The organism is Pedobacter caeni (assembly GCF_900129215.1).
Taxonomy (GTDB): domain Bacteria; phylum Bacteroidota; class Bacteroidia; order Sphingobacteriales; family Sphingobacteriaceae; genus Pedobacter; species Pedobacter caeni.
In genome coordinates this window covers 490,533-502,382 of sequence record NZ_FQUQ01000001.1, presented here as the reverse complement: position 1 = coordinate 502,382, position 11,850 = coordinate 490,533, and the positions used below count along the sequence as shown (strand labels likewise).

The 11,850-nt window shown below is 45.0% G+C and carries 10 protein-coding genes; all 10 read left to right on the top strand.

The genetic code is table 11. The features are described 5' to 3' along the window. Positions 1-2 precede the first annotated feature (2 nt). The 10 genes from nirD to BUC20_RS01995 are packed head-to-tail and all read left to right on the top strand — an operon-like array spanning position 3 to position 11,849. Positions 3-347 (top strand): nitrite reductase small subunit NirD, encoded by a 345-nt coding sequence (nirD, locus tag BUC20_RS02040; protein WP_073226767.1) that lies wholly within the window; start codon positions 3-5, stop codon positions 345-347. 20 nt (positions 348-367) lie between these two features. Next, entirely contained in the window at positions 368-1,420 is a 1,053-nt protein-coding gene (locus BUC20_RS02035) for a HesA/MoeB/ThiF family protein (RefSeq protein ID WP_073226765.1), read from the top strand. Positions 1,421-1,423: 3 nt separating this feature from the next. Next, positions 1,424-2,338, top strand: coding sequence for a bifunctional molybdenum cofactor biosynthesis protein MoaC/MoaB (gene moaCB, locus BUC20_RS02030; protein WP_073226762.1), 915 nt, complete (start codon positions 1,424-1,426; stop codon positions 2,336-2,338). Beyond that, the gene (locus BUC20_RS02025) at positions 2,335-3,546 is read left to right on the top strand and encodes a molybdopterin molybdotransferase MoeA (RefSeq protein WP_084528453.1); all 1,212 of its coding nucleotides are present in this window, start codon (positions 2,335-2,337) and stop codon (positions 3,544-3,546) included. Before moaCB ends, BUC20_RS02025 begins: the two co-directional genes overlap by 4 nt. A gap of 48 nt (positions 3,547-3,594) precedes the next feature. Beyond that, positions 3,595-4,905, top strand: coding sequence for a NarK family nitrate/nitrite MFS transporter (locus tag BUC20_RS02020; protein ID WP_073226759.1), 1,311 nt, complete (start codon positions 3,595-3,597; stop codon positions 4,903-4,905). Between the two features lie 14 nt (positions 4,906-4,919). Further along, complete coding sequence (locus BUC20_RS02015) at positions 4,920-8,432, top strand: nitrate reductase (RefSeq protein WP_073226757.1); 3,513 nt, start codon at positions 4,920-4,922, stop codon at positions 8,430-8,432. A 1-nt stretch (position 8,433) separates the two neighbouring features. Beyond that, a complete protein-coding gene (locus tag BUC20_RS02010; RefSeq protein ID WP_084528452.1) occupies positions 8,434-9,915 on the top strand; it encodes a rubredoxin domain-containing protein in 1,482 nt (493 codons plus the stop codon). A gap of 3 nt (positions 9,916-9,918) precedes the next feature. Then, the gene (locus BUC20_RS02005; RefSeq protein ID WP_073226754.1) at positions 9,919-10,650 is read left to right on the top strand and encodes a sulfite exporter TauE/SafE family protein; all 732 of its coding nucleotides are present in this window, start codon (positions 9,919-9,921) and stop codon (positions 10,648-10,650) included. Next, positions 10,650-11,612 (top strand): GTP 3',8-cyclase MoaA, encoded by a 963-nt coding sequence (locus tag BUC20_RS02000; RefSeq protein ID WP_073226752.1) that lies wholly within the window; start codon positions 10,650-10,652, stop codon positions 11,610-11,612. The genes BUC20_RS02005 and BUC20_RS02000 overlap by 1 nt, the downstream gene beginning before the upstream one ends. 3 nt (positions 11,613-11,615) lie before the next feature. After that, positions 11,616-11,849 carry a MoaD/ThiS family protein gene (locus BUC20_RS01995; RefSeq protein WP_073226749.1) on the top strand — a complete coding sequence of 78 codons (234 nt, stop codon included), beginning with the start codon at positions 11,616-11,618 and terminating at the stop codon, positions 11,847-11,849. Position 11,850: the final 1 nt, after the last annotated feature.

Here is an 11,850-nt window from a genome sequence, read left to right as displayed (position 1 = left end):
TCATGATAGAAACAACAACAAACTGGTTTGCAGCCTGCCGTGTGGAAGACGCAGTAGAAAATGGCGGCGTATGTGTCAAGTGTGGTGATGATCAAATCGCACTATTCTATTTTACACGTCGCAATGAGTGGTATGCAACACAAAATCTTTGTCCCCACCGCAGGCAAATGGCACTCAGTCGCGGCATGATTGGATCTGCCGGAGAAGATCCTAAAATCGCCTGCCCATTCCACAAAAAGACATTCTCTCTGTCAACAGGAGAATGCCTGAGCGGTGATGAATGCGCCATACAAACCTATCCGGTAAAAGTAGAAGACGGACTGGTATATATTGGATTGAAGAATTAAGCATAAACATCTGCCTGAGTATGAACAACAACTACTATAAAAGCCATTTAAAGCTTGATTTCATTGCTCTTAAGGGACAACAAGCACTAAACAAAGTCAGCGTGCTTGTGATCGGAACAGGAGGACTGGGCTGCCCATGCCTTACTGCTCTCGCGTCATCAGGGATAGGAAATATTGGTCTGGCAGATGGAGATTTAATCAGTAGCTCAAACATTTCAAGACAAACACTCTTCAATTACGCACATACCGGAAAACATAAGACGACAATCGCCATCACTGCGCTCAGATCCCGAAATCCCTTAATTTTTTATCAGGAGCATTGTTTCTTTGTAACCGAAGAAAATATCCTGCCACTGATTGAACCCTATGACATCGTGGTGGATGCAACTGATAATTTCCAGGCCAGATACCTGATTAACGATGCCTGCATTGTAAAAGGTAAGCCCCTTGTATATGGAGCGATTTTCCAGACCGAAGGACATTTAACCGTATTCAACTATCAAAACTCCCCTACGCTTCGCTGCCTTTTTAAGGAGCCGGAGGCCGACGAAGACCTGCTCTCCTGTGCGGAAAGCGGCGCTTATATGATCAGCACCAATATCATTGGAACAATGATGGCTAATGAAGTCATCAAAATCGCTTTAGAACACGAAGAAGTACTAAGGGGAAAACTACTCAGCTTTGAAGCACTAAGCCTTAACACCACACTCACCCACTATACCGCTGATCCGTTTTCAAAAGCCAAAAGCTATTCCAGGTTTTCCGAAATCACCAAGGCCATAGAACTGACAGCAGAAGATTTCAGCAGACAAAGCTCAGGAATAATGCTCATCGATGTGAGAACAAATGCCGAAAGAAAAGCACAGCATATCGGCGGCAAACACATTCCATTACAAGAGCTGGAACAGTTTGACTTGACCGCATTCGATGCCAATCAGCATTTCTATTTCTATTGTCAGACGGGATTAAGGAGCCTGCAGGCTGCAAAAAAACTAAGAGCTAAGGGCTATAAAAATGCTTTTAGTTTAAAAAAAGGAATCACCAACCTCAATTCCCAATTCAAACACACCTGAGCTATGCGCGATATCACCAGCAAACAAATCACATTAAGAACAGCAAAAGCCGTTGCAGTGGTCTATTGCACAGATGAAACGCTGGGCCTTATCAGGAAGAACCAGCTTCCTAAAGGGAATCTCTTTGATGTAGCCAGAGCTGCCGGGTTTTTAGGCGCCAAACTCACTCCTCAGCTCCTGCCCCATTGTCACCCGGTAACGATAGACGGAATGGACATCAGCTTCCAGATGACCGACAACCCGAGGCCATGTATCACCATAAACGGAGAGGCAAAATCTATAGGCCGAACAGGTATCGAAATGGAAATGCTGACTGCAGTTTCCATTGCAGCTCTGGAAATTTACGATATGCTGAAACCTGTTGACACTACTCTGGAAATCGGCGGCATTAAACTATTGCACAAAACAGGCGGTAAAAGCGACCGGAAGAAATATTTCTCCAGCCCTCCTGTCTGCGCCATTCTGGTGTGCTCCGACTCCACAGCAGCAGGAAAAAGAGAAGATAAAAGCGGAATAATGATCAGAAAAATGCTCGAACAGGTCAATGCTAACGTAAAAGCTTATGAAGTTCTTCCAGACGATAAAAAGCTGATCCAACAACAATTGCTTAAATGGGTAGCAGAAGACGTACATTTCATCTTTACTACCGGAGGCACAGGCCTCGGCCCACGCGACCATACTGTTTCTGCAGTAACTGAACTCCTGGAACGCGATGCAGATGGAATTACGGAAGCGATGCGGAATTTCGGACAAATGCGCACCCCCATGGCCATGATGAGCCGCGCGGTGGCCGGATCAATTTCACATACCCTGATCCTCACACTACCCGGAAGCACAGATGGGGCGCGTGAGTCCCTGGAAGCCGTATTACCGGGAATATTCCATGCCCGTAAAATGATGAAGGGAGGCGGACATTGAGCATCATCGATTTTGACGAAGCAATCGCCATCCTCTCCGGTATTTCGGTTCCTTTTGAAAAAGAAACGATCCATCTGGACGAAGCAGACAACAGGATACTCGCAGAAAACATCTGCGCAGACCGCGATTATCCGCCATTCAACAGAGCGGCAATGGATGGCTTCGCGTTCATGCAGGCCGACTGGGACAAAGGGCTCAGAAAATACCAGATCACAGAAACCATATTTACCGGCCAACCAGCCAAATACCCATTGAACTCCGGTTACTGCTATAAAATCATGACAGGTGCTGCGACTCCTGAAATGGCAAACATCATCATCAGAAAAGAAGATGGAGAGGAATCTGAAGGCCGGGTAACCTTACATTCTGAGGCCCTCAAGCCCTATCAGAACATTGCCAGAAAAGGGGAAGATTGCAAAGCAGGAACTTTACTGCTTTCGGCGCCTTCAAAATGCACACCACAGGTTATTGCCCTGCTGGCAACAGTAGGTAAAACGACTTTACAAGTGTACAGACTACCCAAAGTCGCACTGATCACCACGGGTGATGAAGTGATTGATCCTGCTGCGAGCCTCAACCCTTTTCAGATCCGCAACAGCAACCAGTATCTTTTGAGATCACTGCTGCATCAATGGAAAATTAAACCTATTCTATGTGAACACGTAAAGGACCACAAAAAGCAATTAACAAATATTTTAAAAGAAGCACTGGAAGCGGACCTGGTAGTCATTAACGGAGCCGTTTCTGCCGGAGATGCCGACCACGTGCCAGCAGTCTTACAGGAACTGGGCGTTAGAACCTTATTCCATAAGGTTAACATCCGTCCCGGGAAGCCAGTTCTGATAGGAAAAGGGCAATCCGGAACCATTGTTTTTGCCCTACCAGGAAATCCGCTTTCCTGCCTCAGCACATTTACCATTTTTGTAGAGCATTACCTCTACCGCTGCTTTGGATACCAGACCCGCCCCTCACAAATGCGACCATTTTTAGAAGTCAGAACCAAGAAACATGGATTAACTGAGTTTTTTCCGGTCAGGACCAGCAATTCCGGTGGGTTAAACCTGATTCCTTTCAACGGCTCCGGAGATGTAACCGCAGGTGTCCATGCTCAGGGCCTAGCTATGCAGCCTGCAGCTTTAATGCAACTCAACAAAGAAGCCCTCATCACCTACTATCCATTTCATCATCATTTTAACTCAGCACTATAAAAAACAGCCCACAGACCATCGATTCCAGAACCTAAACCTAAACAGACCATGACCACCAACTTAAAACCACTAAGTAAACTCAACATTTTTTCAGCCAGGGGTATTCAGATGCGAACCTTTCACATCACCTGGGTAACCTTCTTTTTCTGCTTCTTTGGTTGGTTTGGGGTTGCCCCATTAATGCCATTGATCCGCGAACAATTACATTTAAGCAAGGATCAAATAGGAAACATTATTATTGCCTCTGTTTCTGCTACAATTATTGCCCGTTTGATTATAGGAAAACTCTGTGACACCTTAGGTCCGCGTCTCTCTTACACCATTTTGTTAGCTGTCGGTTCCGTTCCGGTCATGTGTATTGGACTGAGCAACAGTTATGAGAGTTTTTTATTATTCCGTTTTATCATTGGAATTATCGGTGCTTCATTTGTCATCACCCAATTCCACACCTCAATGATGTTTGCCCCAAATGTGGTGGGGACTGCAAATGCAGTAACCGGAGGATGGGGAAATCTGGGTGGAGGCGTCACCAATTTAATCATGCCGCTCCTGGCTGCAGGCTTTACCAGCCTGGGCTTTGTAAGCCAGGCCGATTCCTGGCGAATGGCCATGGTGATTCCAGGTATCATACTGATTATAATGGCCTTCATATACTACAACTACACTAAAGATACACCTGAAGGAAACTTCAGAGAGCTGGAACGGAGTGCTGTTAAAACCGCAAAGAAAGGGTCCTTTGTTACTGCACTAAAGGATTACCGGACCTGGGTACTTGCTCTCGCCTATGCCGCCTGTTTTGGAATTGAGATTACGGTGGATAATGTAGCAGCAACCTTCTTTACAGATCAGTTTGGCGCATCCATGATCATGGCCGGTGCTATGGCCAGCATATTTGGTGGCATGAACATATTTGCAAGAGCATTGGGTGGTTATGTGAGTGATAAAGTAGGGAAGTCATACGGCTTACGTGGAAAAGGACTATTACTTGGCGGGCTACTACTACTTGAAGGGATAGGAATCAGTCTTTTTGCACAATCACAAACCTTAGGTATGGCTATCGCAGCGATGTTGTTCTTTGCCCTGTTTCTTAAAATGGCCAATGGAGGAACTTACGGAATTGTGCCTTTTGTCAATAAAGATTCCATTGGAACGGTAAGTGGCATCGTAGGAGCCGGCGGAAACATAGGCGCAATGCTGGTTGGTTTCCTGTTTAAATCTGAACACCTCAGCTATGCAGACGCCTTTCATTACATCGGAATTGGTGTAGCCATCATCGGACTGATCGTCTTTATCACAAAATTCAAGGTTAAAGGTGCAGTAAAAACTGAAAATATAAAACCCGAGCTGTTACAAGCTTAATATAACCGCAACTTATGTCAGCGTACACAAATAAAGTATTTACCAGTACCTGTTGCTATTGCGGGGTCGGCTGTGGTGTAAAAGTAACGTTGGATAAAAATGATAACATTGCTGTTGAAGGTGATATTGACCATCCTGTAAACCGTGGAATGCTTTGCAGTAAAGGGCTTAACCTTCAGTATACAGTAAACGACAAAAGCGACCGTTTACTGTATCCGCAAATGCGGTATGGCAAAAGCATCCCCTTGCAAAGAGTAAGCTGGGATGATGCACTGAACCGAACCGCAGCCGTATTCAGAACTTTTATCGATAAATACGGGCCCGATTCTGTCGCCTTCTATGCTTCCGGCCAGTGCCTTACAGAGGAATATTATGTCATTAACAAACTGATCAAAGGTTTTATCGGCAGCAATAATATAGATACCAATTCCCGGTTATGCATGAGTAGTGCTGTTACTGCCTATAAAATGGCTTTAGGTGAAGATAGTGTACCTGTTTGTTATGAGGACATTGAGCTGGCAGACTGCCTTTTTATCACCGGAGCCAATCCGGCATGGTGCCATCCTATTCTCTGGCGTCGGATCGAAGCACATAAAGCAGCAAATCCAGGAGTTAAACTAATTATTGCCGATCCAAGGGCCACGGATTCCTGCGGACTGGCAGACCTCCACCTTCAACTCCATCCTGGTACAGATGTTACCCTGAATTATGCCATAGGAAGGCTCTTGATCGAAAAGGGAAACATAGATCTTGATTTCATTAACCAACACAGCACAGGCTTTGAGGATTACCGGAAAAAAGTATTTGAAAAAACATTAAATGAGGCTGCATTGATCTGTGGCCTTAAGGTGTCGGAAATAGCGCTTGCAGCAAGCTATATCGCCGATGCCAAAGGATTTTTAACCTTATGGACAATGGGCCTGAACCAAAGTTCTATAGGGGTGAATAAGAACCTGAGCCTGATTAACCTGAACCTGATCACCGGACATATCGGTAAACCAGGCTCAGGTCCTTTTTCCTTAACCGGACAACCCAATGCTATGGGCGGAAGGGAAGTTGGCGGCCTGGCCAACCTGTTGCCTGCACACAGGGACCTGAACAATGAGGCACACCGCCTAGAAGTACAAAAATTCTGGGGAGGGACAAGCATTTCAGATCAACCGGGCTTTACGGCAACCGAAATGTTCGAAGCGTTAAATGACGGAAGGTTAAAAGCCATATGGATACTGTGTACCAATCCATTAACAAGCTTACCTAATGCAAGATTTGCAGAGCAGGCCTTAAAAAAAGCAAAGTTTGTAGTGGTTCAGGAGATCACAGACAAGGCCGAAACCCTGGCCTATGCTGATGTGATTTTGCCCGCCGCGGCATGGACAGAAAAGGAAGGAACAATGACCAATTCCGAAAGGAGGATCAGCCACCTGCAAAAAGTGACCAACGCTCCTGGAGAAGCTTTACCTGATGCAGAGATCATCTGCCGGTTTGCCACAAAAATGGGCTACAAAGGCTTTGAGTATAAATGTATGGAAGACATCTACAAAGAGCATACAAAGCTTACCTACAGGACCAGCATCAACATCAGTGGTCTGGATTACAAACAGATAGACGACAGCAAAACTGTACAATGGCCCTACCATAAGAAAACAGGAAGTACCAAACGCCTGTTTACCAATCATCTGTTTCACACCCCTTCCAAAAAGGCAATTATACACAGCCCCTCAGATGAACTGAAAAGTGAGTTGCCCGACGAAGACTTTCCTTTCATTTTAACCACAGGAAGGATACGCGACCAATGGCATACCATGTCGAAAACCGGGAAAGTAAGTAAATTGAAACAACACCTAAAGCATAGTTTTCTGGAAATTCATCCTGCTGATGCAACATTACTGGATATTACAGAAGATCAGGTACTTCTGGTCAGCTCAAGACGTGGTGAAGTACAGGTAAAAGCAAAGGTATCGGCCACGATAAAACAAGGTGTCGTATTTCTTCCGATGCATTGGGGAAAGATTCTGGGGAGCGACCTGAACCGTGCCAATAACCTTACCAGCACCATCATTGATCCTGAGTCAAAAGAACCGGACTTCAAATATTGTGCTGTACGTATTGAAAAATACAGGAAAGATTTCCAGCGGATTGTAGTCATCGGTGCTGGTGCAGGGGGTCATGGCTTTGTGAGGTCTTACCGTGAAATCAATACAAGGGACGAGATCACAGTTTTCAGCACAGAAAACCTTCCTTTTTATAACCGGGTGATGTTGCCCGACTATATCAACGGAACGCAAAAATGGGAGCAATTGGTAAAGATGAAGGAGGAGGAAGAACCTGAGTATAACATCCGGCATTTAAGGGGCATTGGCATTGAATCCATTAACCGGGAGAAAAAATACGTCACAGACAATACAGGGAGGAAAACACCTTATGATGTCTTGATTATGGCTACCGGAAGCAGGGCTACCCTACCAAAAAACGCACCATCACTGCCTGGTATTTTCACAATGCGTAACCGCAATGATGCAGATAATTTCAAAAAGCATATTCCAAAAAAAGCACATGTAGCAATTGTTGGTGGTGGATTACTTGGCCTGGAAATGGCAGCTTCCCTCCGTGAAATTGGGGTACAGATTACCATTATTCAAAGGGTTTCCAGATTCCTGAACCGGCAGCTTGATCCATTGGGCAGTCAGCTTTTACATGAAGAAATGGTTGATCAGGGCTGTGATATCTATTACAATGATGAGGTGCAAATTTATTATGGCCGCTCTAAACTAACCGGAATTGAGTTGAAAAGTGGCAGAAGAATAAACTGCGATGCCGTAATCCTGGCCATCGGTACCACCCCCAATATTGAACTGGCCAGGGAATGCGGACTGGATTGCAAACGCGGTGTACTGGTCAATGAGCGCCTGCAAACCAGCGACCCCTCAGTGTATGCCATTGGGGAAATTGCCGAGTTTGAGGGAACATTATATGGGATAACTGCTGCAGCAGAGCAACAGGCGGCAGTGGTGGCGAAATTCCATAATGGCGACATCAGCAGCTATTACCAGGGGAGTTTATTTATGAACATCATTAAAATCCAGGGATTTGATCTCTGCAGCATCGGTCTTTCCGAATGCCCGGATCAGGTAAATTATGAAGAAATCGTGTTTATCGATAAAACCAAGCGCTATTATAAAAAGTGTATCATTCATCAGGACAAGCTAGTAGGAACCATTTTGATAGGCGACAAAACTGAATTTATGGAATTCAGAGATCTGATTGCCAACAAGACAGAACTGAGCGACAAGCGGTTACAATTGCTTAGAAGCGGAAAAAAGACAGAACCAGTGAGCGGAAAACTGGTCTGTAGCTGCAATCATGTGGGCATAGGAAACCTGCAGAATAAAATCGCCTCCGGTTGCAAAGATCTGACACAGCTTTGTCAGACGACAGGCGCCGGAATGGGTTGCGGCTCCTGCAAACCGGAAGTGAAACTGATTCTTCAGGAAGTCCTACGAAGCAAATCTTTAGAAAAAACAGCTTAGTATGGAAAACAGCGAAATTAAAAATCATCAGATCAAAGTTAACCTCCCCGGAGGGATCATATCTGTAGGTGATCTTTCTGTGATGCTCGACATACTGGAAAAAGCAGGTATAGAAAATATCCGCTTCGGAACCCGGCAGCAGCTTTATTTTACAGCCACATCTGCTCAGCTGGAAGATATTGAACATGGATTTCTTATATCGGATACTGATTTTGAAACAGATGCAGACAGACATCCGAACATTGTCAGCTCATACGTAGCTGAAGACCTGTTTAACAATTCAAACTGGTTGAGAGAAGGCGTCTACAAAGACATTCTGGATAATTTCAATTACAGCCCCGGCCTTAAAATAAACCTGATCGATGACAGCCAGACGCTGATTCCTTTTTTTAGTGGAAATTTAAATTTCATTTCCTCAGACATTGGTAGCTACTGGCACCTATATATTCGTTTTCCCAAAACCAATATCATCTATTACTGGTCCTCTCTTGTCTATTCAGAAGACATTCCGGCATTGACTGAAGCAATTGAAAGCATCATATTAACCCGGAGGGACTTATATTTTGACCAACCGGAAATTGAAGGGCAACAGCTCGAAACAATGGTTAAGGCAACGAGCAGCTTTGTATCTCAGCCGGCCTCTACCCCACTTAAGCTTCCGGACTTCCAGCTACCATATTACGAAGGGTTTAATAAATATAATGAAAAGTACTGGCTGGGTATTTATCGCAGGAACGAATTGTTCCCTCTTGTTTTCCTTAAGGACCTTTGCGATATATGCAGCAGAACACGGATCGCACAGCTCTACACTACGCCCTGGAAATCCATTATCATCAAAGGAGTAGCACCGGCCGACCGGAAATTATGGAATACCGCACTGGATAAAAACCGGATCAATGTGCGTCATGCTTCCAACGAACTGAACTGGCAAACGGAAGACCTGTGTGAGGAAGGAATAAAGCTGAAACACGAGTTAATCAAAGGTTTCAATGCTGCTGACCTGCGAACCTTCAAGCTTTGTTTTGCCATTAAAATCAATCCGAAAAGCGGACTTTTTGGGTCTGTAATCATCAGAAAACAAACTCCCGAAGCAGGTGATGACCGTTTTGACCTGCTTCACACTTTGAACTTCAACCCCAACTCCAAGCATTACCTCAGTTACGCGACCGGCATTAGCAGAGCAGCATTGCTCCCTGGCCTGACTGAACTTTGTGAAGCCTACTATCAGCAGCAAACACTTGTTGCAGGAAAACAGGAAGATCATTATTATGAAACCAGCAGTCAGGCTGAACCTGAATTAACCTATGTGTATCAATGCAGACACTGCCTCAGTATTTATGATGAAGCCTGGGGCGAAGAAAGTCTTAGTATCCCTGCGGGAACCCCATTTTCTGCCCTTCCTGAAAATTACTGCTGCCCGCTTTGTGAGTCAGGGCCCGGCGAATTCAACTCAATTATTAAAGAAACCCTAAATACACTCTAAGTTATGGAACTAGACCTCAGCATCGCATTCGCATTATACCTTGTAGGTTTTCTGTATGCTTCAGTTGGCCATGGTGGCGCCAGTGGCTACATTGCTGTCCTTTCCTTGTTTGCTATCCCGGTTAATACCTATAAGCCCCTTATCCTCATTCTGAATATCCTGGTTGCAGGCATGGGATTTTACCAATTCTGGAAAGCAGGATATTTCAAATGGAAATTGTGCAGGTTATTCCTATTCACTTCCATACCTGCAGCATTTATAGGTTCAAAATACTCCCTTGAAGGGAACATTTACCATTATTTATTAGGATTGGCACTCCTGTTACCCATCATTAAGCTCCTTGGCATTAAACCTAAAGAAAAGGAAGAGCTCAAAACGGTTAAACCCGGACCTGCCCTGCTAATCGGCGCATTAATCGGTGGCCTTTCGGGAATGCTGAACATTGGTGGTGGCATATTCTTAAGTCCGGTGCTCATTCTGCTCGGCTGGGCAAATGTAAAAGAGGCTGCTGCTGCATCTGCCTTATTTATTGTACTAAACTCCCTGAGCGGCTTACTGGGGAGCTCAGCAGTCCTGGTTATGGGCCCTTCTGCCATTACCTGGTTTATTATGGCGGCAACCGGCGGGATCACCGGTGCTTATTTTGGCAGCAGTCAGTTTCAGCACCTAACCGTACGTTGCCTCCTGAGTGCCGTACTCACCATTGCATCTGTTAAACTTTTATTTTTCATGTGATGGAAGAGATTAAAGACCATTTCGGACGAACATTTAAAACGCTAAGAATCAGCCTGATCAACACTTGCAATCTGGCCTGCACTTATTGCAGTTACAGCAATGATGATGATCAAAAAAACAACGCCGTCAATAAGGGAAATAACCTGAAAACAAAAGAATTAACAGACCTTATCATTCGGCTACATGAACGCCTCAACCTCGGAAGCATTCGTTTTACAGGAGGTGAGCCATTGCTGTATAAAGAACTTCCGGCCTTGATTGAAGGGGTTCGGAAATTGGGCATCACAGACCTGAACCTGACCACAAACGGACTCCTGCTCCAGAAACAGGCTTCAGCCTTAAAAGCTGCCGGATTAACCGCCATCAACGTTTCACTTGATGCAACAGACCCCCTGACATTTTTTATGATGGCCAGAAGACATGGACTCGAGCAAACACTCAAGGGAATTGATGCCGCGTTGCATGCCGGCATTACCGTAAAAATAAATTCGGTGATCATGAAGGGTCTGAACGAGAATCAGGTGATCCCATTATTGAAATATGCCGCTGATCAGCAGCTCATCATCCGGTTTTTAGAAATCATGGCGATGGGGCATCTGCATGGCAAGGCAGATGACTATTTCTTTTCGCAAGCTGAGATCTTAAAGCTGATCAGCACAAGGCACCGCTTTACCCCTGTTCAAAGAACAAAAAGCGCTACAGCCAATTACTGGCAAACCGAGGCTGGTCATATTTTCGGCATCATTGCCAACGAAAGTCAGCCTTTCTGTACAGATTGTGATCGCTTGCGACTGGATGCGTATGGAAACATTTACGGCTGCCTGAGCAGCAACCAACCCATCTCTATCAGGGACATTTCAGATCCGGCTTTGCTGGACCTGAGCTTAAAAGAAGCACTAAAACAAAAACAAACCATAAAATTTACAGGAAGCAAACTAAGTATGCTTCACATAGGAGGATAAAAAATGAGAATACAGGTATTTGCCGTGTTAAAAGACTTTTTCAAAAAGGAGTTTGAGCTGAGCGCCAACATTTCCAATATTGCTGATTTAAGGAGATATCTGTCGCTTGAAAACCCGAATGCTGCAATGGTATTGAACCGATGCCGCTTTGCTGTGCAGGATGAATTTGTCACAGATCAGTATCCATTAACCGGGGATGAGCATATTGTTGTGATTCCACCCAGCAGCGGAGGATAAT

What these genes read in the sequence shown, in the direction of transcription:
- BUC20_RS02010 (WP_084528452.1), top strand. Translation starts at nt 8,434, where the DNA reads ATGGAAAACAGCGAAATTAAAAATCATCAGATCAAAGTTAACCTCCCC.
- BUC20_RS02000 (WP_073226752.1), top strand. Translation starts at nt 10,650, where the DNA reads ATGGAAGAGATTAAAGACCATTTCGGACGAACATTTAAAACGCTAAGA.
- BUC20_RS02015 (WP_073226757.1), top strand. Translation starts at nt 4,920, where the DNA reads ATGTCAGCGTACACAAATAAAGTATTTACCAGTACCTGTTGCTATTGC.
- moaCB (WP_073226762.1), top strand. Translation starts at nt 1,424, where the DNA reads ATGCGCGATATCACCAGCAAACAAATCACATTAAGAACAGCAAAAGCC.
- BUC20_RS02035 (WP_073226765.1), top strand. Translation starts at nt 368, where the DNA reads ATGAACAACAACTACTATAAAAGCCATTTAAAGCTTGATTTCATTGCT.
- BUC20_RS02020 (WP_073226759.1), top strand. Translation starts at nt 3,595, where the DNA reads ATGACCACCAACTTAAAACCACTAAGTAAACTCAACATTTTTTCAGCC.
- BUC20_RS01995 (WP_073226749.1), top strand. Translation starts at nt 11,616, where the DNA reads ATGAGAATACAGGTATTTGCCGTGTTAAAAGACTTTTTCAAAAAGGAG.
- BUC20_RS02005 (WP_073226754.1), top strand. Translation starts at nt 9,919, where the DNA reads ATGGAACTAGACCTCAGCATCGCATTCGCATTATACCTTGTAGGTTTT.
- nirD (WP_073226767.1), top strand. Translation starts at nt 3, where the DNA reads ATGATAGAAACAACAACAAACTGGTTTGCAGCCTGCCGTGTGGAAGAC.